Below are 25,848 nucleotides of genomic sequence, written 5' to 3'. Positions count from 1 at the left end.
ATTATTAAACTTTTATAACATAAATCGACAGAAGTAAAAGGGAGCAGGATAGTCTCCATGACTGTAATGAAAATATCAATAGCTGTTTTTCTACAAAAAGGGTAAAAATGACTGAAAAACTCTTAAGTTTTCAGTACAAAAAGTGACACACTTTCTAAGGGCAGGTACGCTATACTTTTTGCTAGTGGAAGGTTAGTTCATAAAAGGAGGGGAGGGTTTTTGACTTTATATTTAGATGTGATCTGGTTGTTGAATTGGTTATTTGACTGCCTCCTTTTATATTGGACCGCAATTATTCTCAAACGAAGGGTAGCTCTTTGGCGGGTATGCATCGGCGGGCTGATTGGTTCCTTCATTATCGTATTGGCATTCACTCCTTTTTATGCAATTGCCGACCGAGTGTATATGAAGATTTTAGTATCCCTGGTCATGGTGCTGGCAACCTTTGGGTTTAATAGGTTAAAACTTTTCATGAAATCGGTGGCCACTTTATATTTCGTGACGTTTTTATCGGGAGGAATCCTTCTGGGACTACATTACCTATTTGAATTCCAAATCGTGTCAAAGGACCCTGGTCAATATGCAGGAATCAACCGTTTTGGGGATCCTGTCAGCTGGATATTCGTAATGATCGGGTTCCCGCTCGCATGGCAATTTTCCAAGCGAACACTTGAAGGAATGGAGATGACAAAACTTACACATGAACAAATGGTTTCGGTCTCGGTTAAAATTTCTGACTTCGAAGGAAAATTTCATGGATTGGTGGATAGCGGCAATCAACTATATGACCCGATTACACGTTCCCCAGTAATGATCATCTCTCTTTCTGGCGGGGAAGCAGGAATTCCGGACGATATGCTGGAGCTTTTTAAAAACCCTGATAACCTGATTAGTCAGGAAGAGCAGCCCGAATATTCATGGACAGGAAGAATGCGTGTCATCCCTTATAAAGTCGTGGGTCATGAACATCAGCTGTTAACCGCAATCAAACCGGATTACATCAAAATCGTTCAAGGAGAAAAGGAATTTCACGTCAAGCAGGGTCTCGTTTCGTTTACCTTTCAGCAACTCTCTCCAGACAATAGCTATCAATCTATCGTTCACCCGAAAATGTTAACCGGGATACCGGTGCAAAATGCCTCCTGAACCATCGATTCACTCTTAAATTTGACCCATAATCCGTTTATTAGAAGGGAGAATTATTTTGAAGAAATTCATTCTTCGGCTCACTTATTTTTGGTACAAACTATTGTTCAAGCTCGGATTGAAAACGGACGAAATATTTTATATAGGAGGGAGTGAGGCACTGCCGCCTCCCCTTTCAAAGGAAGAAGAGGCAATACTGATCAATAAATTACCCAATGGCGATGAAGCTGCACGCTCGATCTTGATTGAACGTAATTTAAGGCTGGTGGTTTATATTGCCAGGAAATTCGAAAACACCGGCATCAATATTGAAGATTTAATCAGCATTGGTACCATAGGTTTAATCAAAGCTGTGAATACATTCAATCCTGAGAAGAAAATAAAACTGGCTACATATGCTTCGAGATGCATCGAGAATGAAATATTAATGTATTTACGCAGAAATAACAAAATCCGTTCTGAAGTTTCTTTTGATGAACCTTTGAATATTGATTGGGATGGGAATGAACTTCTGTTATCCGATGTACTTGGAACGGACGATGACATTATCACGAAAGATCTTGAGGCAAACGTTGACCGTAAGCTGCTGACAAAAGCACTTACACAGTTATCCGAGCGTGAAAAACAGATAATGGAACTCCGTTTTGGACTTGCGGGCGGAGAAGAAAAAACCCAAAAGGACGTTGCCGACATGCTGGGGATTTCCCAATCTTACATTTCGCGTTTGGAAAAAAGGATTATTAAGAGGCTTCGTAAAGAATTTAATAAAATGGTGTAAAAAAATAATTTCGCTTAAATGTCAATCAAATCAATACTTTGGTAGCTATATTGAAAAATAATGGCGGATTTCTATTCTAGCCATGTGCATATTTTTTCCTCCCGCGGAGATACTGTTTTTTGTACAGCGCTCCTGTGAGGAGGGAATAATTTTGTCTCGTAATAAGGTTGAAATCTGCGGTGTGGATACATCAAAATTACCGGTTTTAAAGAATGAAGAAATGAGAAAACTCTTTAAAGAACTGCAAGATGGCGATATTTCAGCAAGAGAGAAACTGGTAAACGGGAATCTTCGACTCGTTCTAAGCGTCATTCAACGCTTCAACAATCGGGGAGAGTATGTAGATGATCTATTTCAGGTAGGCTGTATAGGGTTGATGAAGTCGATAGATAACTTTGACCTAGGTCAAAATGTTAAGTTTTCAACGTATGCTGTACCGATGATTATTGGAGAAATCAGAAGATATCTTCGTGACAATAATCCAATTCGGGTATCCCGTTCTTTAAGAGACATCGCTTACAAAGCTTTGCAGGTAAAAGAGAAGCTCATAAGCCAGACCCTTCGTGAGCCGACAGCTGAAGAAATCGCCAAGGTGTTGGAAGTACCTCATGAAGAAATTGTTTTTGCACTAGATGCTATACAAGATCCAGTTTCACTTTTTGAACCTATTTATAATGATGGCGGGGATCCGATTTATGTACTCGACCAACTGAGTGATGAAAAAAATAAAGATAGTACCTGGATTGATGAAATAGCTATAAATGAAGGCATGAGACGGTTGAATGACCGGGAAAAAATGATCCTTCGTAAACGGTTTTTCCAAGGGAAGACGCAAATGGAGGTAGCCGAGGAAATCGGCATTTCACAAGCACAGGTCTCCCGATTGGAAAAAGCGGCAATCAAGCAAATGAATAAAAATATCCAACAGTAGAAGCTGAGCATGAGAAGTAGTTAGCTGAAGCGGGTAGGGCAAAAATGTCGATACCCGCTTATCAGCTACTTATCCATAGCGGCTTTTTTATTTTGTAGAAAAGCCCTTCCGTGAATCGAATGGACGTTTATTTATCGTATTCTTCATCCTTGAGCGCATCATGTCATATACATAGGAATAGGACCTTCATCTATGATGAAATTTTGAGGAGCTGAGTGATGTGACCAGGATTTCCGAATTTCAAATTAAGGATATCGTCAATATAGCGGATGGTAAGAAATTAGGTAATATGTCAGATCTTGAAATCAATACGGCCACGGGGAAAATAGAGGCCATCGTCGTTTCGAATGGAACCAGATTGATGGGTTTTTTTGGCAGGGATCAGGATATTGTGATTCCGTGGCGCAAAATAAAAAAAATCGGTGCAGATGTCATACTTGTTGAACATCAGACGGTATTTCAAGCAGAACTGAAAGATGAACGGTTTTAAGGTGCATGGCGCAAATATATGATACACTAGACTAAAAATAAAGAGGTTTATAGCATGAAAGAGCCATTTGTTTTAATAAAAGATCAATATATGCTCATTGACAGCTGGAGACAAAAAAATCTCCAGCTCGTAGCGGGCTTCACCACAAAAAATGGGGGAGTCAGTACAGGTGATTTTCAAACATTGAATACCGGTTTTCATGTCGGTGATAAACTTGAAGATGTCCAGGGAAACCGCAGGATCATAGCCGATAAGCTGATGTTTCCGCTTAATGAATGGATAGGTGCCGAGCAGACACATGAAACGAAAATCCGTCAAGTTACCAGCCGTGATGGCGGGAGAGGTGCTATGGATTATGATTCTGCCTTTAAAGCGACTGACGGCTTCTATACGAAGGACCAAAACGCTCTATTGACCCTATGCTATGCAGACTGCGTGCCCTTATACTTTCTTGCTCCGGCGCATGGTATGATTGGGGTGGCACATGCAGGCTGGAAGGGTACCGTTAATGGAATTGCACGAAAAATGGTTGAGGCTTGGCTTAGTGAGGGTATAAAAGCAAGTGAGATATTTGCTGTTATTGGACCGTCGATTTGTTCGAAATGCTATGTAGTTGATGATTATGTCATGGATTTAGTGCAGAATTTGCTGGTAGATATTGACGAAAAGCCCTATAATTTAATCAGTGAAGGACAATATCAGTTAGACCTTAAGCAACTTAATGCATTGATTCTTCAAAAATCAGGAATTCCAAAAAGTCAGATCGACGTTACATCATACTGTACAAGCTGTGATCATGAATTGTTTTTTTCACATCGCCGTGATAACGGGAAGACAGGCAGATTGATGAGCTTTATCGGTTGGAAGGAGGATTTAGAGTAATAGTGAAAGTAGTGGACAATTTAAAAAACATCGAAGAAAAAATAAATAGAGCATGTGAAAATAGTGGAAGGGACCGCGAAGCGATAAAGTTGATCGCAGTAACGAAATATGTTTCGGTCGAGAGAGCGAATGAAGCTTTGGAAGCGGGAATACTCGATTTGGGTGAAAACCGTGACGAAGGGCTTTTGACTAAATATGAAGTGCTCAAGGACAAGCCCACCTGGCATTATATTGGTTCCATGCAAACACGCAAAGTAAAGAATGTCATCGATAAAATCTCGTATATCCATTCATTGGATCGCATTTCTTTGGCAGAAGAAATTCAAAAGCGCGCAAAAGAGCCGATAAACTGTTTAGTGCAGGTGAATGTTTCTGGTGAGGAATCAAAACATGGTCTGGATCCTGACGCGACAATGGATTTCATAAAAGGGTTATCCGACTTTGATAAGGTGAATGTTGCAGGATTGATGACGATGGCTCCATTGACCGATGATGAACAGGTTTTGCGGGAATGCTTCCGGAAACTGAAGGGCATCCAGGTTGAAATACAAAATTTAGCGTTGAAGCATGCCCCCTGCACTGAATTGTCCATGGGAATGTCCAATGATTTCATGATTGCCATTGAAGAAGGCGCTACAATGGTCAGGATTGGTACAGCACTTGTAGGCGAATAATTTTAAGGAGGTACGCAATAGATGTCGTTCGTATCAAAATTTAAATCTTATTTCGCGCTGGATGATGAGTATGAGTACAGGGATGAAGTAGTGGAAGAAGAGGAGGCTGAACCAAAAGTCGTGAAGTCAGCTAAACAGCAGCAGTCAGCTTCTGCAGGGAATAATACAAATCAGAATATCGTAAGTTTGCAAAGCGTACAGAAATCTTCTAAAGTAGTATTATTGGAGCCTCGTGCTTATGCAGAAGCCCAGGAGGTAGCTGACCATTTAAAAAACAGGCGTGCTGTAGTCGTGAACCTTCAACGAATCCAGCATGACCAAGGAAAGCGAATCATCGATTTTCTAAGTGGGACTGTCTATGCAATCAGCGGGGATATCCAAAAAATCGGAACAGATATATTCTTATGTACCCCGGACAACGTCGATGTTTCCGGTAATATTACCGGCTTCGCCGCCGAAGAGGAGTACGAAGAAGCGAGGTGGTAATGGTTAATGGGTTTAGTGCTTCAGGGTTTATATTATTTAATTGAAATTTATTCAATGGCATTAATCGTTTACATATTGATGTCATGGTTCCCCAATGCAAGGGAGACGTCGATTGGTCAATTTCTGGAAAAGATTTGCGAACCATATTTAGAACCGTTCAGAAAGTTCATTCCGACGCTTGGCATGATCGATCTTTCACCACTTGTGGCCTTGCTGGTTCTTAATTTTGCCAGCGGTTATGGGATCTATTACTTACAGACTTTGATAGGATGATCGACAATTAACCTGACATGCATCTTACTACACAGTCGGAAGATCCTCCGCTGTGTAGTAGCAACGCAGAATGAATTTAATTCATTCCTTATGATCGACCATTAATTTGATAACTAAGGAGCATTTATTCAATCATGAGTATTTATCAGCATTTCAGGCCGGAGGAAAAAGATTTTATTGACCAGGCTATGAATTGGATTGATCAGGTTAAAAATTCCTACGCTCCGAAACTATCTGATTTTCTTGATCCGCGTCAGCAGGAAATCCTTACTTCCTTAATTGGGAATGATCCGGATGTGAAACTGCAATTCAATGGCGGAAGCGATTTCGTAGAGCGAAAACGTGTGCTTATCTATCCTGATTATTACTCTCCTGATCCATCGGATTTCAATATCTCCTTATACGATATCTCCTATCCAAAAAAATTTGTAACGCTTGAACATAGGCAAATACTTGGAACCTTGATGTCACTTGGGGTAAAGCGTGAAAAATTTGGTGATATAATAGTGACGGAGGAGCATATTCAATTTATAGCTGCCGAAGAGATGGATTCATATCTCACTGGAAATCTTGAGAAAATAGGTAACGCTTCCGTTTCCATCAAACGGCTTCCAATCGAGAATATCGTTCAAGTTAAGGAAAAATGGGAAGAGCAAGTAACCACCGTCAGTTCCCTTAGACTTGACAGTGTGCTATCGTCCGTCCTGAATATGTCCCGTCAAAAGACGCAGGCCTTGATAACGTCAGGAAAAGTAAAGGTGAATTTCAAGCAAACGGAAAACGTTTCGGAAGAATGCCGTGAAGGTGACACACTTTCCATCAGAGGTTTTGGCAGGTGTAAAATAGCTTCAATCGATGGGAAAACCAAGAAGGATAAGTGGAGAATCTCGTTAGGCAGACAAAAATAATTCAATAAAAAGCAGGATTTATAAATTTATTGTCGAATATAGAGTTTTAACATACTAGAGTAGAAACCGTTCTGGAGGTGCCGTAATGCCCTTAACCCCGATAGATATACATAACAAGGAATTTAACAAAGTATTTCGTGGGTATGATGAAGATGAAGTAAATGAATTTCTCGACCAGGTCATTAAAGATTATGAACTGATTTTGAGGGAGAAGAAAGAACTTGAAGATAAACTGAACGAGACTTTTGATCGTTTGGGACATTTTACGACAATTGAGGGTACACTTAACAAGTCGATTATTGTCGCTCAGGAAGCAGCCGAAGAATTAAGGCGCAATGCCCAAAAAGAAGCGAAACTGATCATAAAGGAAGCAGAGAAAAATGCTGACAGGATCGTCAATGAGTCACTTGTGAAAGCAAGGAAAATAGCGATGGATATTGAGGATTTGAAAAAGCAATCCAAAGTATTCCGGACACGTTTCAAAATGCTTGTCGGTGCACAGCTGGATTTGCTGGATAATGACGATTGGGATCATCTTCTGGATTATGAAGTGGATGCGACTGAAATAGAATTAAATGAGAGAGTGGAAGAGGAAATTTAAACGATTCCTTGACTTTGAACACTTTTTTCGCATATAATTTTTTAACAATACTATTCATTATGAAATTAGACGATGACAGGGAAAGTAAATTCTTCACACACTTATTTTTAGCGAACCGGGGATGGTGAAAGCCCGGAATAAGCGAAGATATTGAAGATCACCCTTGAGTTCTGAGTTGAAACTGCCTAGGCAGCAAGTAAATGAAGCGTTTCATTCACGTTACGAATGCTCGAGAGGTTGGATTCACTATGTGGATCTTTCTAGCCAGGGTGGTACCGCGGGAAGCAAAGCTTTCTCGTCCCTTTTTCAGGGATGAGAGGGCTTTTTATTTTGGCCGGATATCAAGTCATCGGTTCGAATGAATTTTTTTAAAAGACGGATGGAGGATTTTATGATGGAATACAAAGATACCTTATTGATGCCTAAAACTGAATTTCCAATGCGGGGGAATTTACCGAAACGTGAACCGGAAATCCAAGAAAAATGGAAAGAAATGAACATCTATAAAAAAGTGCAAGAACAAACGGAAGGACGTCCTTTATTCATTTTGCATGATGGACCTCCATATGCCAATGGCGATATCCATATGGGCCATGCAATGAATAAGGTTTTAAAGGATTTCATTGTCCGATTTAAATCGATGAGCGGTTTTCAAGCACCATATGTACCTGGCTGGGATACGCATGGGCTTCCAATCGAAACGGCATTGACGAAAAAAGGCGTGAAACGGAAAGAAATGAGCGTTGCCGAATTCAGAAAGCTTTGTGAAGAGTATGCTTATGGTCAGATTGACAATCAACGTGAGCAGTTTAAGAGAATAGGGGTCCGTGGTGATTGGGATAATCCTTATATCACATTAAAGCCTGAATATGAAGCGCAGCAAATCAAGGTATTCGGTGAAATGGCGAAAAAGGGCTACATTTATAAAGGGAAAAAACCTGTTTACTGGTCCCCTTCAAGTGAATCAGCGCTAGCCGAAGCTGAAATTGAATATCAAGACAAACGCTCTGCGTCGATCTATGTTGCTTTTGAAGTCACGGATGGCAAAGGTGTAATCGATGAAGGCGTCAAAATCATCATCTGGACGACAACTCCATGGACGATTCCTGCCAATCTTGGTATCTCATTGCATCCGCAATTAAATTACGTAGTAGTGGCTGTCGAAAATGAAAAATTCTTACTTGCTGAGGCACTGCTTGAATCGGTAACGGAAACATTAGGCTGGGAAAACCCGTCTATCGAAAAAACGGTAAAAGGTAGCGAGTTGGACCGCGCTGTTGCCAAACATCCTCTTTATGACCGCGAATCTTTAGTGATGTTAGGTGAGCACGTAACGACTGAAGCTGGAACGGGCTGTGTTCATACGGCGCCTGGCCATGGTGAAGATGACTTTATCATTGGGCAAAAATATGGCTTGGACGTACTTTGTCCTGTAGATGAAAAAGGAGTCATGACGGAAGAGGCAGGGGAATTTGCCGGATTATTTTATGATCAAGCGAATAAACCAATTACCGAAAAATTAACTGAAGCAGGCGCGTTATTGAACTTGACGTTCATTACGCACTCTTACCCACATGACTGGCGGACGAAGAAGCCGACGATCTTCCGAGCAACAGCACAATGGTTCGCTTCAATCAAAGACTTCCGCAGTGAGCTTCTGGAAGCGATTGAAGAAACCAAATGGGTACCGGCTTGGGGCGAAACGCGCCTATTCAATATGGTTCGTGACCGCGGGGATTGGTGTATTTCCCGCCAACGCGCTTGGGGCGTGCCAATTCCAGTGTTTTATGCAGAAAATGGCGAGCCGATTATTACGGATGAAACCATCGACCATATTTCAAACCTATTCCGCGAACACGGTTCAAACATCTGGTTTGAGCGTGAAGCGAAAGAACTTCTGCCTGAAGGCTATACACATGAAGGCAGCCCGAATGGTATTTTCACGAAAGAAACGGATATCATGGACGTATGGTTCGATTCCGGTTCTTCCCATCAAGCGGTACTTGAAGAAAGAGATGACTTGCAGCGTCCTGCTGACCTTTATTTAGAAGGTTCCGATCAATATCGCGGCTGGTTTAACTCATCACTTTCTACAAGTGTTGCGGTTACAGGCAAAGCGCCATATAAAGGTGTACTTAGCCACGGGTTCGCATTGGATGGAGAAGGCCGTAAAATGAGTAAGTCAATTGGGAACGTTGTGCTGCCATCAAAGGTCATGAACCAACTTGGAGCAGATATCTTACGCCTTTGGGTAGCTTCGGTGGATTACCAATCGGATGTCAGGGTTTCCGATCCTATTTTAAAACAAGTTTCGGAAGTTTACCGTAAAATCCGTAATACATTCCGCTTCCTGTTAGGGAACTTGGATGGATTCAATCCAAAAACCGATAAAGTGGCAGTTCAAGAATTGCCTGAAGTCGATCGATACATGCTGGTTAAATTGAATAAACTGATCAAACAGTCGAAGTTAAGTTATGAAAATTATGAGTTTGCTACAATTTATAATATGGTCAATAATTTCTGTACACAGGATTTAAGTTCATTCTACCTTGATTATGCAAAAGACATTCTTTATTGTGAAGCACCAAATGGTAAAGAGCGTTTGGCCATTCAAACGGTCCTTTACGAATCATTGGTCAGCTTAACGAAATTGGTGTCACCGATCCTTTCGCATACAGCTGATGAAGTATGGGCGTTCATTCCGGGTGTAACGGAAGAAAGTGTACAGCTGACATTGATGCCTGAAGAAATTTCAATTGATGATGCTGAAGTCATTGAAGAAAAATGGACGGCGTTCATGGATGTCCGTGATAATGTACTTAAAGCATTAGAAGAAGCCCGTAACCAGAAGGTCATCGGAAAATCACTGAACGCTAAAGTGATGGTCTATGTTAATGAAGAGACGAAGAATCTGCTTGATGGCATCAAGGAAAGCTTTGAACAGCTATTCATCGTATCCGAATTCGAAATCGCTGGTGATGTGGCAAGTGCCCCGGCAGAAGCGGTTAAACTTGAGGATATAGCGATCCTTGTTACAAAAGCAGAAGGTGAAACGTGTGAACGTTGCTGGAATGTTTCGAAGGAAGTAGGTCAAGTGGAAGAACATCCGACACTTTGCCCGCGTTGTGCTACAGTCGTGAAAGAGCATTATGTGAATCAATAATTCAAAAAAGGAAAGCCGGTCCCTTCATGAAGGGACCGGCTTTTTTGTGTTTAACCTCCATAGGGAATTGCCTTTATTCAATCTGCCCTATATTCTTCAGGTACCGACAGCAGATTCTGCTTTTCGGATTAGTCATTATTTCTAGTTTATGCTACAATTCAAAAGTGAAGATTTGATTAGTTTGGGGGAAAAAATGTGTTTTATTATTTGATTGCCCTTTTGGTCATAGCTCTCGATCAGCTGACAAAATGGATGATTGTGAAAAAAATGGAGTACGGAGAAAGCATTGAAATTATTGAAAACCTTCTATATATCACCTCGCATCGTAATCGTGGGGCAGCATGGGGAATTCTACAAGGTCAAATGTGGTTTTTCTACATCATCACCATCGCTGTCATTATTGGACTTGTCTATTATATTCAGAAAATGGCGAAGGAAAGCGTTTTGCTTGGAGCTGCACTTGCTCTCATGCTAGGCGGTGCGATTGGTAATTTCATCGATCGTGTTGTTCGTCAGGAAGTGGTGGATTTCGTTCATACCTATATTTTCAGCTACAGTTTCCCGGTATTTAATGTTGCTGATGCTGCGCTTTCAATTGGTGTCGGACTGCTCGTGATTCATATGTTTTTAGAAGAAAAAAACGCTAAGGAGAAAGATAATGGATAAAAGGTTATACAGCATCGATGAAACACTAAAAGGAGTCAGGATTGATAAGGCTCTTTCCACTTTGAATGAGGAATGGTCACGTACTCAGGTCCAGCAATGGATTAAGGATGATCATGTTTTGGTAAATGGCACGGCGATAAAGACGAATTACAAAGCTGTTCCTGGCGATACAATCGAAGTGACGATTCCTGAACTTGAGGAATTGGATGCGGTAGCAGAGGAAATGGATTTGGATATCTATTATGAAGATGCAGATGTACTTGTGGTTAATAAACCGAGCGGTATGGTCGTCCATCCTGCACCTGGACATGTATCCGGTACGCTTGTAAATGGATTGATGGCACACTGCAAGGACCTTTCTGGAATCAACGGTGTCATGCGGCCTGGAATCGTCCATCGAATCGATAAAGATACTTCAGGTCTATTGATGGTTGCCAAAAATGATATGGCACATGAAAAACTGGTACAGCAGCTTGTGGACAAAACGGTTACCCGTAAGTATCAAGCTGTAGTTCATGGTGTGATCCCACATGACTTCGGAACGATCGATGCACCGATAGGCCGCGATAAAAAAGATCGCCAAAGCATGACTGTCACAGATTCGAATGCCAAAAATGCTGTCACGCATTTCCGGGTCATCGAACGCTTCAAGGATTTCACTTTAGTGGAATGCCAGCTTGAAACAGGAAGGACACATCAAATTCGTGTTCACATGAAATACATTGGCTTCCCTCTAGCGGGTGATCCTAAATATGGTCCGAAAAAGACCCTGAAATTAGATGGACAAGCATTGCACGCCGGACTTCTAGGTTTCATTCACCCTCGTACAAATGAGTATATGGAATTCGAAGCTCCGACTCCGGAAGAGTTAGAAAATCTAATTAATCAATTGCGTAGAAGTAAGGATTGACAAATTCGTTTTTCTGATATATTATAATAACAACTTAATAAGAACCTTTAACACAGTTCAGAGAGACTGAGAAGGAAACGGATACGCAAAATGGGATAATTATGCCCATGGCGATAAAATCCTCATGCCTTCTTGGCATGAGGATTTTTTGTTGAAATTGACCTATCAGAAAAATGGAATCGGGGTGGCCGACGTGTTGAATGAGAAAGCCATAGTACTTGATGAGAAGGCCATTAGCAGAGCCTTGACGAGAATTGCCCATGAAATTATTGAGAAAAATAAGGGTATAGAAGATTGCGTCTTAATCGGGATACGTACACGCGGGATTTTCCTCGCTGACCGACTTGCAAAGCGCATCAATCAAATAGAAGGCAAGGAAATAGAACTGGGTGAACTGGATATTACGCTTTATCGCGATGACCTTTCGAAAAAGACCAATGATGGGGAACCCATCGTAAAAGGTTCAGACATTCCGGTCAATATCACTGACAAGAAAGTGATTTTAGTGGATGATGTTCTTTTCACAGGCAGAACCGTTAGAGCGGCAATGGATGCTCTGGTGGATTTGGGAAGACCTTCGCAGATCCAGCTTGCCGTATTAGTGGATAGGGGACATAGGGAATTGCCGATTCGAGCGGATTTCGTCGGCAAAAACGTTCCGACTTCCCAATCTGAAAAAATTACCGTTACATTAACAGAAGTAGATGAAATAGATCAAGTTACTATATTAGAAAACTAAACAACATGAAAATTTCATATTACCCTTTTAAAGACAGTCCAGAGAGGCTGGCAAAGGGGAGTCAATCGGGAGAGCTATGCCTATGCAAAGGCATTCGCCTTCTGAGAAACCCTCTTTGTATACCTGCAAAGAGGGTTTTTGCAGTTTTGATGGAATTTTCATGAGGGGGATACGGAAATGGAAGAAACGAAAAGAGACATCGTACTGGATGTTGAGGACGTACCAAAGGCTGGCCAGTGGATTACGTTAAGCATCCAGCATTTGTTCGCCATGTTCGGTGCAACGGTGCTGGTGCCATTCTTGGTAGGGTTAAGCCCAGCGGTAGCGCTGGTTTCAAGCGGGTTGGGCACACTTTCATACTTATTGATAACCAAAGGTCAGATACCAGCTTATCTCGGGTCATCTTTCGCTTTCATTACGCCGATCATCGCGGCAAAGGCATTAGGTGGTCCGGAGGCGGCCATGATCGGCTGTTTTGCAGCAGGGTTCATATATGGGATAGTAGCATTGATTATCCAAAAAGTCGGATTGCGCTGGTTAATGAATATACTTCCTCCGGTTGTGGTGGGCCCAGTCATCATCGTAATCGGATTAAGCCTTGCCGGAACGGCCGTGGACATGGCAATGTATGATCCACAAGATAAATACAGCGTCACATATATAGTTATAGCGCTGATCACTTTAGCGGTAACCATCATCTGTAACGTGTTCTTTAAAGGATTCATTAACTTGATCCCGATTTTAATGGGAATCATAGTGGGCTACGCCTGTTCGGCTGTTGCAGGAATAATAGATTATGAACCGATCAAATCAGCACAATGGTGGGAAATGCCTGACTTCATGTTGCCATATGTAACCTATACACCGACCTTCTCATGGGAGGTCATTGCCATCATGGTACCCGTCGCCATCGTAACTTTATCAGAACATATTGGTCACCAAATGGTTCTGAGCAAAGTAGTCGGCAGAAACTTTTTGGAAAAGCCCGGTTTGCATCGCTCGATTTTAGGGGATGGAGCAGGAATCATGATTGGTTCCTTCATCGGTGGTCCGCCGCTGACATCATATGGTGAAAATATTGGGGTCCTGACGATGACAAAGGCGTACAGTGTGTATATCATCGGCGGGGCAGCATTAACAGCAATCATCTTTGGCTTTAACGGTAAGATTTCAGCAGTGATCAGCTCGATACCCAGCGCGGTGATGGGCGGCATTTCCATCTTGCTCTTCGGTATCATCGCATCAAGCGGGTTAAGGATGCTGATTGATAATAAGGTCGATTTTGACAAGAAAAGAAACCTGATGATAGCTTCAGTCATCCTGGTGTTAGGAATCGGAGGAGCGTTCGTACAACTATCGGAAACGGTATCGCTTTCCGGAATGGCACTTTCAGCCATCGTCGGAATCCTTCTTAACTTGATTCTTCCGGACCGTGAAAAAATATCCGGAGATATATTTGAAAAATAAGATACTGCATCAAAACAATAAATCACCTTTTAAAAGAAGTCCAGAGAGGCTTAAAAGGGTGTTGCTGTAAAGAATGAGAACGGGATAAAGTGTAAACCATTCCGTGACCTCACACTCTTTATGACCTACACCCTGTCCTTAATGGCGGGGTGTTTTTTATGCCCCGCATCACAAATGTGAAAGGAGCAGGTTCGATGAAAAAATTATTGACCATGAATGAATTGACTTTAACCGATATTGAAAGAATTTTACATGAGGCAGAGTGTTTTGCCAACGGATCTAGCTGGAATCCAAAGCAGCAGACCACAGTTGCCAATCTCTTCTTTGAACCAAGTACACGTACAAAATCAAGCTTTGAAATGGCTGAAAGAAAATTGGGACTTGAGGTCATTCCTTTTGATGCGGGTACATCCTCCGTGTTAAAAGGTGAAACCTTATATGACACTGTTAAAACACTAGAAGCAATAGGTGTAAATGCCTTGATCATCCGTCATGAACAGGATAATTATTTTGACGAATTGAATGAGAAGATCGGGATTCCAATAATCAATGCAGGGGATGGCTGCGGAAATCATCCAACCCAATCATTACTGGACCTATTGACGATAAAACAAGAGTTTAAAAGTTTCAAAGGTCTGAAGATTGCCATAATTGGTGATGTGAGGCATAGTCGGGTTGCGAAATCGAATGCAGAAGCATTGACCCGCTTAGGAGCGAATGTCGTATTTTCGGGCCCGCCTGAATGGTTTGACAGAACAAACAGTTTAGGAAGGTATGAGGACATCGATCATGCGGTAGCTACCTCGGATGTGGTCATGCTGCTCAGAATACAGCATGAAAGGCATATTGAAAAATACGATCAGGCAAATGGAGATTATCTGGAAAGTTTCGGCCTGACCAAACAACGTGAAGAAAATATGAAACCGGGTGCGATCATCATGCATCCTGCACCAATAAACCGCGGTGTTGAAATAGACAGTGATTTAGTCGAATGCAGCCGCTCAAGAATTTTTAAACAAATGGAGAATGGCGTGTTCATTAGAATGGCCGTATTAAAAAATGTGCTTGAACAATCCGAAGGGGGAAACACTCATGAAAACAGTAATCAAAAATGGAGTATTGCTAGATAATCAAAACTCATTCAAAAAAGCGGACATTGAAATGGAAGGCAAGGTCATCACAAAAATCGGCGAAAACCTGGCAACGGAAAATTGTAAGGTAGTTGACGCTGAAGGGTTACTTATTACATCAGGATTCGTTGACCTGCATGTCCATTTACGCGAACCTGGCGGTGAACATAAAGAAACGATCGCAAGCGGGACGCTTGCAGCGGCAAGAGGCGGTTTCACTACGGTAGCGGCGATGCCGAATACAAGGCCAGTTCCTGATACAGTGGAGAACCTTGAGGCGCTTAACAGGAAGATTGAAGAAACGGCTCATGTCAGGGTACTCCCATATGCATCCATTACGATAAGGGAAGCAGGCAAGGAGCTGACCGACTTTGCTTCATTAAAACAAACGGGTGCTTTCGCCTTTACGGACGACGGCGTAGGAATTCAAGAAGCCGGGATGATGCTGGAAGCGATGAAACGGGCAGCCGCTCAAGATATGGCCATAGTAGCTCATTGTGAAGACAATAGCTTAATCAATAAAGGCTCCGTCCATGAAGGAAGATTCTCAAAAGAACAGGGAATCAATGGAATTCCGTCGGCATGTGAAGCGGTACATATCGCCCGGGATATCCTTCTTGCCGAAGCGGCTAACTGCCATTATCACGTGTGCCATATATCCACTAAGGAATCGGTAAGGACGGTAAGGGATGCAAAACGTGCAGGTATTCGAGTTACAGCCGAAGTTACACCGCATCACTTATTATTGTGTGAAGATGATATACCGGGACTTGATGCGAATTATAAAATGAACCCGCCATTAAGGGGCCGTGAAGATCGGGACGCGTTGATTGAAGGACTGCTTGACGGAACCATCGATTTCATAGCAACAGACCATGCCCCGCATACGGCAGAGGAAAAGGCGCAGGGAATGCAGCTGGCTCCTTTCGGAATAGTAGGATTGGAAACCGCCTTCCCGCTGCTTTACACCGAATTGGTTAAAAAGGGCATCATAACATTAAAGCAATTGATCGATTTCATGACAATCAAACCATCTGAAAGTTTCTCCCTTCCTTATGGAGAGCTAAAAGAAGGTGCTACTGCGGATATCGTACTCATCGATTTGGAAACGGAAAAAGAAATCAATGCTGAAGAGTTTGCTTCAAAAGGGAAAAATACACCTTTTAATGAAAAGAAATGTTATGGCTGGCCAGTCATGACGATTGCACAAGGAAAAATAGCTTGGGAAAAAGGACGTGTTCAAGGATGAAAAGACAGCTAATTTTAGAAGATGGGACAGTATTCCTTGGGGAAGCATTCGGAGGGTACGTAGAAAAAATAGGTGAAGTCGTTTTTAACACAGGAATGACGGGATACCAAGAGATTCTATCCGATCCATCGTATTGCGGTCAAATCGTTACACTTACGTATCCATTAATCGGGAACTACGGGATAAACCGGGATGACTTTGAATCCATCAATCCAGCCATAGCAGGATTCGTCGTTAAGGAAACAGCAGAACATCCTTCCAACTGGCGAAACCAATTATCACTAGATGAATATTTGAAAATGAAGAACATACCTGGAATTAGCGGAATCGATACGAGAAAGCTGACAAGAATCATCAGGAAATCAGGTGCACTTAAAGGGGCACTTTGCAATATCAATAAAGATGCAAATGAAGTGGTTTCCCAATTGAAAGCAACGGTGATTCCTTCTAATCAGGTAAAACAGGTTTCAACAAAAGCACCTTATTCCAGCCCGGGCAGAGGCCCGCGGGTAGTTCTTGTAGATTACGGCATGAAGCATGGGATTTTACGTGAGTTGACGAAGCGCGGCTGTGATGTCGTGGTTGTGCCTTATAACGTCACGGCCGAAGAAGTGATGCAATATCATCCGGATGGCGTGATGCTTTCAAACGGTCCTGGAGATCCGAAAAGTGTTCTTGAGACGCTCGAAATGATCCGGACAATCCAAACGCAAGTGCCGTTATTCGGAATCTGTTTAGGACATCAATTATTCGCACTTGCAAACGGGGCGGATACAGCAAAATTAAAATTCGGCCATCGAGGTTCGAATCATCCGGTCAGGGACCTTCGTACCGGAAAAGTATCCATCACATCTCAAAATCATGGATATACAGTTGAAGAGCTTTCCATAGAAAGTACAGATCTTATTGTGACACATACAGCATTGAATGACGATACGATTGAAGGACTGCGCCATAAAAAGTATCCGGCTTTCACCGTGCAATATCACCCGGAAGCATCACCAGGTCCGGAAGATGCCAACTACTTATTCAATGAATTCTTACAAATGATTGAAGCTGCAACCAACAAGGGGGAAAAAACATGCCAAAACGCACTGATATAAAAAGCATCCTAGTAATTGGTTCCGGTCCGATCGTCATCGGACAGGCCGCCGAGTTCGATTATGCAGGAACCCAAGCGTGTATAGCCTTAAAAGAAGAAGGTTATCGAGTGATCCTGATTAACTCTAACCCTGCTACAATCATGACAGACACTGAAATGGCTGACGCGGTTTATATTGAACCGATCACATTGGAATTTGTCAGCAAAATCATTCGTAAAGAGCGCCCGGATGCACTGTTACCTACCTTGGGCGGACAGACTGGCTTGAACATGGCCGTTGAGCTTGCCGAATCAGGAATCCTGGAAGAATGCAATGTACAGATTCTTGGTACCAAACTTTCGGCTATCCAACAAGCGGAAGACCGTGACCTTTTCCGTACGCTAATGAACGATCTTGGGGAACCAGTACCTGACAGCGACATTATTCATAACTTGGAAGAAGCCTATACATTCGTTGAACGAGTCGGCTATCCGGTCATTGTTCGTCCAGCCTTCACGCTTGGCGGAACAGGCGGTGGGATTTGTGATAACGAAGAGCAGCTTATCGAGATCGTTGAGGGTGGCCTGAAAAGCAGCCCGGTTCACCAATGTTTGCTTGAGAAGAGCATTGCCGGTTTCAAAGAAGTGGAATATGAAGTGATGCGTGATTCCAATGATAATGCAATAGTCGTTTGTAATATGGAAAACTTCGATCCTGTCGGTGTCCATACAGGAGATTCAATAGTTGCGGCACCAAGCCAAACATTAAGTGACAGAGAGTATCAAATGCTTCGGAATACTTCTTTGAAGATTATCCGCGCTTTGAAAATTGAAGGTGGATGTAATGTTCAGCTTGCGCTAGATCCAAACAGCTATCAATATTATGTCATTGAAGTGAACCCAAGGGTCAGCCGTTCTTCGGCACTTGCTTCAAAAGCGACTGGGTATCCAATTGCAAAGCTGGCAGCAAAGATAGCCGTTGGTTTGACACTTGATGAAATGATGAACCCTGTCACTGGCAAAACCTATGCCAGCTTTGAACCGGCACTGGACTATGTCGTTACGAAAATTCCGCGCTGGCCTTTCGATAAGTTCGAAAGCGCCAACCGTAGACTCGGGACCCAAATGAAAGCGACCGGAGAAGTCATGGCAATCGGCCGTACATTCGAGGAATCCATCTTAAAAGCTGTCCGTTCCCTTGAAGCGGGTATATACCATCTTAACTTGAATGACGAGTTTGAGGATGGAAAAATAGAGAAACGGATCCGAAAAGCCGGAGATGAACGGTTATTCTATATCGGTGAAGCTTTAAGAAGGGGCAAAACGATCGAAACCATCCACGAATGGAGCCAGATCGATTTATTCTTCTTGCATAAGTTGAAAAAGATAATCGACTTTGAAAAGCAGCTTAAAGAACATTCATTTGATTGTGAAGTATTGCAAAAGGCTAAAGAACTAGGGTTTTCTGACAAAACGATCGCGGAAATATGGGAAGTTCCCGAAATTGACGTTTATGAGTACCGGAAACAGCAAGGAATCATCCCTGTTTACAAAATGGTTGATACATGTGCTGCAGAATTCGAATCGGAAACACCGTATTTTTATGGGACATATGAAGATGAGAATGAATCCATCGTGACCGACAAGAAAAGTGTCATTGTCCTGGGATCAGGTCCAATTCGGATCGGGCAAGGAGTAGAGTTTGATTATGCGACCGTACATTCGGTATGGGCCATTAAAGAAGCTGGATATGAAGCGATCATCATCAACAACAATCCAGAAACAGTTTCGACGGATTTCAGTATCTCCGACAAACTTTATTTCGAACCATTGACTATTGAAGATGTCATGCATGTCATCGATTTGGAAAAACCGGAAGGCGTCATCGTCCAGTTTGGCGGACAGACAGCAATCAACCTTGCAGATGGTCTTGTTGAAAGAGGAGTGAAAATCCTTGGTACTTCACTTGAAGACCTGGATAGGGCGGAAAATCGCAATAAATTTGAAAAAGCACTGAAGGATTTAGGCATTCCTCAGCCAAAGGGTAAAACCGCAACATCGGTTGATGAAGCGATCGTCATCGCTGAAGATATTGGTTACCCTGTTTTAGTAAGGCCATCGTATGTTCTCGGAGGAAGAGCGATGGAAATCGTCTATAAACAAGAAGAATTGCTGCATTACATGAAAAATGCCGTGAAAATAAATCCGGATCATCCTGTCCTGATAGACCGCTACTTAACGGGTAAGGAAATAGAAGTCGATGGTATTTCCGATGGTGAAACGGTGGTTATCCCTGGGATCATGGAGCATATCGAACGTGCCGGCGTCCATTCAGGTGATTCGATTGCAGTTTATCCGCCGCAAAATTTAACGGAAAAACAAAAAGAAGTAATCATCGACTATACGACCCGATTGGCAAAAGGCTTGAATATAATTGGTCTCTTGAACATTCAATATGTCATCAGCAATGAAGAAGTGTATGTAATTGAAGTAAATCCACGTTCGAGCCGGACCGTTCCATTCTTAAGTAAAATTACGAATGTGCCGATGGCTAACTTAGCCACGAAGGTCATCTTGGGCCACACACTAGAAAGCCAAGGTTACAGATCTGGGTTAGTGCCAGAACAAACTGGGGTCTTTGTGAAAGTGCCGGTCTTCTCTTTTGCAAAATTAAGAGGCGTGGACATTTCTCTCGGACCTGAAATGAAATCGACTGGTGAAGTAATGGGGAAAGATAGCACCCTCGAAAAGGCTTTATATAAAGGGTTGGTCGCTTCCGGCTTCAAAATTAAGGGGCATGGTTCGGTGTTATTGACGATATCGGACAAAGATAAGCAAGAAGCGTTACTTTTAGCAAGACGTTTCCATAATATCGGATTCAAGCTGATAGCCACCAGCGGAACTGCGGCCCTATTGCAGCAATCGGGCATCCCGACTGCGATTGTCGGTAAAATTGGCGAAGAAGGTACAAACCTGCTGGATGTTATCCGGAACGGGGAAGCGCAATTTGTCATAAATACTTTGACAAAAGGCAAGCAGCCGGCCCGGGATGGTTTCAGAATCCGACGTGAATCGGTTGAAAATGGAGTGACATGCTTAACATCACTTGATACGGCAGAAGCTATTTTAAGAGTGATAGAATCCATGACCTTCTCGGCAGAAGCAATGGGAAAAACGGAAAAAAGTCGTGAGGTGAGCTATATATGATCAAGAAGGAAAGAATGAAGGTGTTAAATCATAAGGAGCTGGCCCCATCCATCTTTGAACTTACCTTGCAAGGTGAATTGGTTTCAGAGATGAAGCAACCAGGCCAGTTTGTCCAAGTCAAGACAACAGAAGGCACTGAGCCATTGTTAAGACGCCCGATTTCAATTTCTTCTTACAACAGCAGTGAAAAACAGTTCACGATGATATACCGGGCTGAAGGGAAAGGGACGACGCTGTTATCACAGCGTAAAGAGGCGGAAGCGGTCGATATTCTTGGACCGCTTGGCAACGGATTTCCCGTTCATGAGGCCAAAAAGGGAGAAACGGCATTATTGGTTGGCGGCGGGATTGGTGTCCCGCCCCTGTATCAACTATCACAGATGTTGGTTGCGAAAGGTGTAAATGTAATCCATGTATTGGGCTTCCAGACCAAGTCCGCCATCTTTTACGAAAAAGAATTCAGTGAATTAGGTGATACCCATATAGCCACGGTGGATGGTTCATATGGGACAAAAGGATTTGTTACGACTGTAATAGACAACCTTGAGCAAGAGTTTGCAACAATCTTTTCCTGCGGGCCTACACCAATGTTAAGAGCGTTGGAAGCGGGCTATCGTGAGAAAAAGCTTTACCTGTCCCTTGAGGAAAGGATGGGCTGCGGCATCGGTGCATGCTTTGCCTGCGTGTGTCATACAGGGGATGATCCAACTGGTTTCAGTTATAAAAAGGTATGCAGCGATGGACCCGTGTTCCGGGCAGGAGAGGTGGTACTATGAGCAGGCTTTCAGTTGAATTACCAGGATTACATTTGAAAAACCCAGTCATGCCAGCATCTGGATGCTTTGGATTTGGCCGTGAATACAGTCAATTTTTCGACTTGGATATTCTTGGGGCGATCATGATCAAAGCGACCACTCCTGAGCCGAGGTTCGGTAACCCTACTCCGCGTGTTGCGGAAACCTCTTCGGGAATGCTGAACGCCATCGGTCTGCAGAATCCAGGTTTAGAAAAGGTCATCAGTGAAGAACTGGCCTGGCTAGGTGGGTATGATGTTCCCATCATCGCCAACGTTGCAGGTTCTCAAATAGCTGACTATGTAAAGGTTGCCAGGGAAATAAGCAAGGTAGGGAATGTAAAAGCACTTGAATTGAATATCTCTTGTCCGAATGTAAAAGAAGGAGGCATAGCTTTCGGTACGGTACCGGAAGTTGCCAAAGAGGTAACAAAGGCGGTCAAGGAAGTATCTTCCGTTCCTGTATATGTGAAGCTTTCACCGAATGTCAGTGATATTGTGGAAATGGCCAAAGCTGTAGAAGAAGGCGGGGCCGACGGGCTGACAATGATAAATACATTAGTCGGCATGCGGTTGGATTTAAAGACTGGTAAACCGATTCTATCGAACAGAACGGGAGGTTTATCTGGTCCTGCAATAAAACCTGTTGCTCTCCGGATGATTTATGAGGTAAGCCAGCAAGTGTCGATTCCAATAATCGGAATGGGCGGCATCGCTACAGCGGAAGACGTCATTGAATTTTTCTATGCGGGTGCCAGTGCTGTTGCGGTAGGAACCGCGAACTTCGTGGATCCCTTTGTTTGCCCGACCATCATTGAAGAATTGCCGAAATTGTTGGATGAGCTGGGATTTGACCATATTTCAGAATGTACTGGAAGGAGCTGGAAGCAGAATGAAACAGTCACTAATTATCGCTCTTGATTTCCCTGACTTCATTCAAACGGAGAAATTCCTAAAACAGTTCCACTCGGAAAAACTGGCTGTAAAAGTGGGGATGGAATTATTTTATCAGAATGGGCCATCAATAATCTCTTTCGTAAAAGAGCAAGGTCACGATGTGTTTTTGGACTTGAAGCTTCATGATATTCCAAATACGGTCAAAATGGCCATGACAGGATTGGCAACTTTAGGTGCCGACATGGTCAATGTACATGCGGCGGGTGGCCAAAAAATGATGGAAGCAGCCATCGAAGGCCTGGATAAGGGAACGTCCGCTGGTAAAAAGCGTCCATTATGCATAGGGGTTACCCAACTGACGAGCACGTCACAAGAACAAATGAATGTTGAGCAAAACATTGCCGGATCTCTGGAGGATTCGGTCCTCCATTATGCAAAACTTACTAAAGAGGCAGGGTTGGATGGAGTCGTATGTTCCACCCATGAAGTAAAGACCATACATGAACGCATCGGTCATGAATTTTTAACGGTCACACCTGGAATCCGAAATGCAGGAGGACAGACGCATGATCAAAAGAGAATTGCCACGCCTGAACAGGCTAGGGAATTTGGAGCGGATGCCATCGTTGTAGGAAGAGCCATAACAGGAGCGGAAGATCCATTAAGGGCGTATTTGGATATGAAAGCAGCTTGGGAGGGAATATCATGTTAAATAATAAGATAGCTGAACATCTTTTGGAAATAAAAGCAGTGTACCTACAGCCGAATGACCCATTCACTTGGGCATCTGGAATTCAATCACCCATTTATTGTGACAACCGTTTAACCCTTTCGTACCCAGAGGTTCGTAATGAAATAGCGGAAGGATTGAAAGGATTGATTGAACAGCACTTCCCTGAGGCTGAACTAATTGCAGGAACAGCAACTGCCGGCATTCCGCATGCAGCTTGGGTAAGTGAAAAATTAAATGCACCGATGTGCTATGTTCGATCCAAAGCCAAGGAGCACGGAAAGGGCAATCAAATCGAAGGCCGTGCTGTTCCAGGACAAAAAGTGGTGGTTGTGGAAGACTTGATTTCAACCGGCGGAAGTGTAATAACTGCTGTTAACGCGCTGAAGGAAGCAGGCTGTGATGTTCTAGGAGTCGTTTCGATCTTTACTTATGAATTGGAAAAGGGAAAAGAAAAATTCGATGCTGAGGGCATTATTAACCATTCGTTGAGTGACTACTCGACTTTGATAAAGGTCGCTAATGAAAAAGGGTACATCACGGCAGATGAATTGGAAAAGTTAAAAAAATGGCGCGAGAATCCGGCTGATACAGCTTGGATTTCAGCATGAAAATAGAGTTGACCCAATCACGGAGGATTGGGCCAACTCTATTTTTTTACTCCTTTACCGCTTCCTTTAAGCGTATGACGGTATCGGCATCAGGTGTAATATATACGGTCTGCTGCTGCTCATAGATCACGAACCCGGGCTTGGAACCATTCGGTTTCTTAACATGGCGAACTTGTGTGAAGTCAACGGGCACTGAACTCGATTGCTTGGCTTTACTGAAGAAAGCTGCTAATACGGCTGCCTCTTTTATCGTTTCTTCACTTGGCGATTCATTTCGAATGACAACATGTGAGCCAGGTATATCTTTGGTATGAAGCCATATTTCATCACGGCGTGCAAACTTATTTGTTAGGTAATCATTTTGTTTATTATTCTTCCCGACAAAAATCTGATCTCCATCTGTAGCATAATATGTTTCAAGCTGCGGTTTTGCATTTGCAGGCTTTTTCATGCCTTTTTTCTTTTTTTGCCGAATGTATCCTTCTTCTTGAAGTTCTTCGCGAATTTCCTCTATATCTCTGGGTGACGCTGATTGAAGCTGCTGGTGCAAGGCTTCAAAATAGGCCAATTCCAATTTTGTTTTTTCGATTTGTTCTTGCACTACTCCGACTGCATTTTTGGACTTTTGGTATCTGGAGAAGTACTTTTGTGCATTATCTGATGGATTTTTTAAAGGGTCAAGCGGGATGGTGACCATATTTTGATCTTCATCATAATAATTGACGACTTCTATTTCCTTCATGCCTTTTTTCATTTGATATAGATTAGCTGTAAGCAGCTCACCGAACAACTGATACTGTTCCCCGCGTTCCGTATCTTTTAATGTACGTTCGAGCTTCCCGATTTTTTTTGTGTTCTTTTCGATTTCATTCGTAATGAAACGTTCTACATCCTGGCTCTTTTGCTTAACCCGATCTCTTTCTGCCTTTCCGAAGTAATAGCGGTCGAGCATCTCGCTCAATGAAGGAAACGTACGTTGATTGCCAGTCAGATGCTCTAGTGAAAGCATATAAAAAACTTCTTTATTTCCATCTTGTTTGATCGTGGCGGCATATTTTTCCTCCGAGATTTCCTGGATAATACTTAAAAATGCTGAAGGAAGGGTCGTGCTGTTGGCAAGCCCAGCCCGGTAGACGGCTTCCTTTGCAACTAATGGTGAAACTCCGGAAAAATGGGCAACAAGCTGTCGATCCAGCTTTCCTGCATTGAAGTCGATATTCTTCCTGATATCGTCCTCCGTAGCATCGAAGGGATTATTCTTTTCTTGTGCTGGTGGAGCCTTATATTCTTGGCCAGGCAGTATCGCCCGATAACTGTTAACTGCATGTGAAACATGCTTAATGCTGTCCAAAATCATATTCCGTTCTTTATCAACTAAAACAATGTTGCTGTGACGTCCCATGATTTCGATGATTAACTGCTTTTGGGAGACATCACCAAGCTCATTGCGGCCCTTCACTTCAAAAATGATCATTCTATCAAGTTCATATTGATAAATATTTTCTATCGTGTAGCCTTCGAGGTGCTTCCTAAGAAGCATGCAGAACATGGGTGCTTCCTTGGGGTTTTCATAGCTTTCTTCGGTCATTTGCACCCTCGAATAACTTGGGTGGGCTGACAATAAGAGCTTATGGTTCTTACCTCCAGCACGAACAACCAGTATTACTTCATTTTTATAAGGCTGATGTACCTTATTGATTCGTCCACCTTTTAATATAGAAGCGATTTCTTCCGTCATCGCTTTCGTAAATAATCCATCAAATGACATTCTATTTTTACTTCCTTTACATAAGATTTTCTAAGATACTCATTTTGCTAAGCGTTATCAGTGCATTGGACTGCCCATTTTAGCTAATCACAAATTTAAGCGAACTGGGTGGAAAGCTGTAGCTGCCGTTCGGGAATATTGAATGGATGCTATTTTTATAGGTTCCTGAGATAAATCCTAAATTAGACCATCCATCATGATTAGCTTTCGTTCATTCATTAAATTATCCGCATCGTTCTTCTTTCCGCAATTCTGTTTAATTATAGCA

General features: G+C 42.7%; 24 protein-coding genes. 23 read left to right on the top strand and 1 reads right to left on the bottom strand.

Annotation, left to right across the window (positions count from 1 at the left end; all coding sequences use genetic code 11):
* Positions 1-219: 219 nt before the first annotated feature.
* The 23 genes from spoIIGA to pyrE all read left to right on the top strand — a co-directional run bounded on the left by spoIIGA (position 220) and on the right by pyrE (position 23,812).
* Positions 220-1,146 (top strand): sigma-E processing peptidase SpoIIGA, encoded by a 927-nt coding sequence (spoIIGA, locus tag ACSR9O_RS00955; RefSeq protein WP_101224587.1) that lies wholly within the window; start codon positions 220-222, stop codon positions 1,144-1,146.
* Between the two features lie 58 nt (positions 1,147-1,204).
* On the top strand, positions 1,205-1,924 hold the full coding sequence (sigE, locus tag ACSR9O_RS00950; protein WP_034313874.1) for an RNA polymerase sporulation sigma factor SigE: 720 nt from the start codon (positions 1,205-1,207) through the stop codon (positions 1,922-1,924).
* 151 nt (positions 1,925-2,075) lie between these two features.
* A complete protein-coding gene (gene sigG, locus ACSR9O_RS00945) occupies positions 2,076-2,855 on the top strand; it encodes an RNA polymerase sporulation sigma factor SigG (protein WP_034313871.1) in 780 nt (259 codons plus the stop codon).
* 220 nt (positions 2,856-3,075) lie between these two features.
* Positions 3,076-3,345, top strand: coding sequence for a YlmC/YmxH family sporulation protein (locus ACSR9O_RS00940; protein WP_101224588.1), 270 nt, complete (start codon positions 3,076-3,078; stop codon positions 3,343-3,345).
* A gap of 54 nt (positions 3,346-3,399) precedes the next feature.
* Entirely contained in the window at positions 3,400-4,227 is an 828-nt protein-coding gene (gene pgeF, locus ACSR9O_RS00935) for a peptidoglycan editing factor PgeF (protein WP_230177547.1), read from the top strand.
* 2 nt (positions 4,228-4,229) lie between these two features.
* Complete coding sequence (locus tag ACSR9O_RS00930) at positions 4,230-4,901, top strand: YggS family pyridoxal phosphate-dependent enzyme (RefSeq protein WP_101224590.1); 672 nt, start codon at positions 4,230-4,232, stop codon at positions 4,899-4,901.
* Between the two features lie 21 nt (positions 4,902-4,922).
* Positions 4,923-5,387: a cell division protein SepF gene (locus ACSR9O_RS00925; protein WP_034313864.1), complete on the top strand. Its 465-nt coding sequence runs from the start codon at positions 4,923-4,925 to the stop codon at positions 5,385-5,387.
* Positions 5,388-5,393: 6 nt separating this feature from the next.
* Entirely contained in the window at positions 5,394-5,660 is a 267-nt protein-coding gene (locus tag ACSR9O_RS00920) for a YggT family protein (protein WP_101224591.1), read from the top strand.
* Between the two features lie 134 nt (positions 5,661-5,794).
* Entirely contained in the window at positions 5,795-6,568 is a 774-nt protein-coding gene (locus ACSR9O_RS00915; protein ID WP_101224592.1) for a YlmH family RNA-binding protein, read from the top strand.
* Positions 6,569-6,653: 85 nt separating this feature from the next.
* On the top strand, positions 6,654-7,169 hold the full coding sequence (locus ACSR9O_RS00910) for a DivIVA domain-containing protein (protein ID WP_034313857.1): 516 nt from the start codon (positions 6,654-6,656) through the stop codon (positions 7,167-7,169).
* A 394-nt stretch (positions 7,170-7,563) separates the two neighbouring features.
* A complete protein-coding gene (gene ileS, locus ACSR9O_RS00905; RefSeq protein ID WP_101224593.1) occupies positions 7,564-10,332 on the top strand; it encodes an isoleucine--tRNA ligase in 2,769 nt (922 codons plus the stop codon).
* Between the two features lie 195 nt (positions 10,333-10,527).
* On the top strand, positions 10,528-10,998 hold the full coding sequence (lspA, locus tag ACSR9O_RS00900; RefSeq protein ID WP_101224594.1) for a signal peptidase II: 471 nt from the start codon (positions 10,528-10,530) through the stop codon (positions 10,996-10,998).
* Positions 10,991-11,908 carry an RluA family pseudouridine synthase gene (locus ACSR9O_RS00895; protein ID WP_101224595.1) on the top strand — a complete coding sequence of 306 codons (918 nt, stop codon included), beginning with the start codon at positions 10,991-10,993 and terminating at the stop codon, positions 11,906-11,908. Before lspA ends, ACSR9O_RS00895 begins: the two co-directional genes overlap by 8 nt.
* 196 nt (positions 11,909-12,104) lie before the next feature.
* A complete protein-coding gene (gene pyrR / locus ACSR9O_RS00890; protein ID WP_230177693.1) occupies positions 12,105-12,647 on the top strand; it encodes a bifunctional pyr operon transcriptional regulator/uracil phosphoribosyltransferase PyrR in 543 nt (180 codons plus the stop codon).
* 177 nt (positions 12,648-12,824) lie between these two features.
* Complete coding sequence (locus ACSR9O_RS00885) at positions 12,825-14,114, top strand: solute carrier family 23 protein (RefSeq protein WP_101224597.1); 1,290 nt, start codon at positions 12,825-12,827, stop codon at positions 14,112-14,114.
* 194 nt (positions 14,115-14,308) lie between these two features.
* A complete protein-coding gene (locus ACSR9O_RS00880; RefSeq protein WP_101224736.1) occupies positions 14,309-15,244 on the top strand; it encodes an aspartate carbamoyltransferase catalytic subunit in 936 nt (311 codons plus the stop codon).
* Complete coding sequence (gene pyrC, locus ACSR9O_RS00875; protein ID WP_230177546.1) at positions 15,207-16,493, top strand: dihydroorotase; 1,287 nt, start codon at positions 15,207-15,209, stop codon at positions 16,491-16,493. The genes ACSR9O_RS00880 and pyrC overlap by 38 nt, the downstream gene beginning before the upstream one ends.
* The gene (locus ACSR9O_RS00870) at positions 16,490-17,596 is read left to right on the top strand and encodes a carbamoyl phosphate synthase small subunit (protein ID WP_491723794.1); all 1,107 of its coding nucleotides are present in this window, start codon (positions 16,490-16,492) and stop codon (positions 17,594-17,596) included. The genes pyrC and ACSR9O_RS00870 overlap by 4 nt, the downstream gene beginning before the upstream one ends.
* On the top strand, positions 17,575-20,781 hold the full coding sequence (gene carB / locus ACSR9O_RS00865; protein WP_101224600.1) for a carbamoyl-phosphate synthase large subunit: 3,207 nt from the start codon (positions 17,575-17,577) through the stop codon (positions 20,779-20,781). The genes ACSR9O_RS00870 and carB overlap by 22 nt, the downstream gene beginning before the upstream one ends.
* On the top strand, positions 20,778-21,557 hold the full coding sequence (locus ACSR9O_RS00860) for a dihydroorotate dehydrogenase electron transfer subunit (RefSeq protein WP_101224601.1): 780 nt from the start codon (positions 20,778-20,780) through the stop codon (positions 21,555-21,557). The genes carB and ACSR9O_RS00860 overlap by 4 nt, the downstream gene beginning before the upstream one ends.
* Positions 21,554-22,495: a dihydroorotate dehydrogenase gene (locus ACSR9O_RS00855; RefSeq protein WP_101224602.1), complete on the top strand. Its 942-nt coding sequence runs from the start codon at positions 21,554-21,556 to the stop codon at positions 22,493-22,495. The genes ACSR9O_RS00860 and ACSR9O_RS00855 overlap by 4 nt, the downstream gene beginning before the upstream one ends.
* Positions 22,467-23,183 carry an orotidine-5'-phosphate decarboxylase gene (gene pyrF / locus ACSR9O_RS00850; RefSeq protein WP_230177543.1) on the top strand — a complete coding sequence of 239 codons (717 nt, stop codon included), beginning with the start codon at positions 22,467-22,469 and terminating at the stop codon, positions 23,181-23,183. The genes ACSR9O_RS00855 and pyrF overlap by 29 nt, the downstream gene beginning before the upstream one ends.
* Positions 23,177-23,812 (top strand): orotate phosphoribosyltransferase, encoded by a 636-nt coding sequence (pyrE, locus tag ACSR9O_RS00845; protein WP_101224604.1) that lies wholly within the window; start codon positions 23,177-23,179, stop codon positions 23,810-23,812. The genes pyrF and pyrE overlap by 7 nt, the downstream gene beginning before the upstream one ends.
* A gap of 46 nt (positions 23,813-23,858) precedes the next feature.
* Here the strand turns inward: pyrE and ACSR9O_RS00840 are convergent, their stop codons facing one another.
* Entirely contained in the window at positions 23,859-25,580 is a 1,722-nt protein-coding gene (locus tag ACSR9O_RS00840) for an Rqc2 family fibronectin-binding protein (protein WP_101224605.1), read from the bottom strand.
* Positions 25,581-25,848: the final 268 nt, after the last annotated feature.

The sequence above is a fragment of the Peribacillus sp. B65 genome (assembly GCF_058513295.1).
Note: the sequence above shows the minus strand (reverse complement) of the source record. Positions and strands in the feature narration are given on the sequence as shown.

What these genes read in the sequence shown, in the direction of transcription:
- pgeF (WP_230177547.1), top strand. Translation starts at nt 3,400, where the DNA reads ATGAAAGAGCCATTTGTTTTAATAAAAGATCAATATATGCTCATTGAC.
- ACSR9O_RS00925 (WP_034313864.1), top strand. Translation starts at nt 4,923, where the DNA reads ATGTCGTTCGTATCAAAATTTAAATCTTATTTCGCGCTGGATGATGAG.
- ACSR9O_RS00920 (WP_101224591.1), top strand. Translation starts at nt 5,394, where the DNA reads ATGGGTTTAGTGCTTCAGGGTTTATATTATTTAATTGAAATTTATTCA.
- ACSR9O_RS00915 (WP_101224592.1), top strand. Translation starts at nt 5,795, where the DNA reads ATGAGTATTTATCAGCATTTCAGGCCGGAGGAAAAAGATTTTATTGAC.
- ACSR9O_RS00910 (WP_034313857.1), top strand. Translation starts at nt 6,654, where the DNA reads ATGCCCTTAACCCCGATAGATATACATAACAAGGAATTTAACAAAGTA.
- ileS (WP_101224593.1), top strand. Translation starts at nt 7,564, where the DNA reads ATGGAATACAAAGATACCTTATTGATGCCTAAAACTGAATTTCCAATG.
- ACSR9O_RS00895 (WP_101224595.1), top strand. Translation starts at nt 10,991, where the DNA reads ATGGATAAAAGGTTATACAGCATCGATGAAACACTAAAAGGAGTCAGG.
- ACSR9O_RS00885 (WP_101224597.1), top strand. Translation starts at nt 12,825, where the DNA reads ATGGAAGAAACGAAAAGAGACATCGTACTGGATGTTGAGGACGTACCA.
- ACSR9O_RS00880 (WP_101224736.1), top strand. Translation starts at nt 14,309, where the DNA reads ATGAAAAAATTATTGACCATGAATGAATTGACTTTAACCGATATTGAA.
- pyrC (WP_230177546.1), top strand. Translation starts at nt 15,207, where the DNA reads ATGAAAACAGTAATCAAAAATGGAGTATTGCTAGATAATCAAAACTCA.
- ACSR9O_RS00870 (WP_491723794.1), top strand. Translation starts at nt 16,490, where the DNA reads ATGAAAAGACAGCTAATTTTAGAAGATGGGACAGTATTCCTTGGGGAA.
- carB (WP_101224600.1), top strand. Translation starts at nt 17,575, where the DNA reads ATGCCAAAACGCACTGATATAAAAAGCATCCTAGTAATTGGTTCCGGT.
- ACSR9O_RS00860 (WP_101224601.1), top strand. Translation starts at nt 20,778, where the DNA reads ATGATCAAGAAGGAAAGAATGAAGGTGTTAAATCATAAGGAGCTGGCC.
- ACSR9O_RS00855 (WP_101224602.1), top strand. Translation starts at nt 21,554, where the DNA reads ATGAGCAGGCTTTCAGTTGAATTACCAGGATTACATTTGAAAAACCCA.
- pyrF (WP_230177543.1), top strand. Translation starts at nt 22,467, where the DNA reads ATGAAACAGTCACTAATTATCGCTCTTGATTTCCCTGACTTCATTCAA.
- pyrE (WP_101224604.1), top strand. Translation starts at nt 23,177, where the DNA reads ATGTTAAATAATAAGATAGCTGAACATCTTTTGGAAATAAAAGCAGTG.
- ACSR9O_RS00840 (WP_101224605.1), bottom strand. Translation starts at nt 25,580, where the DNA reads ATGTCATTTGATGGATTATTTACGAAAGCGATGACGGAAGAAATCGCT.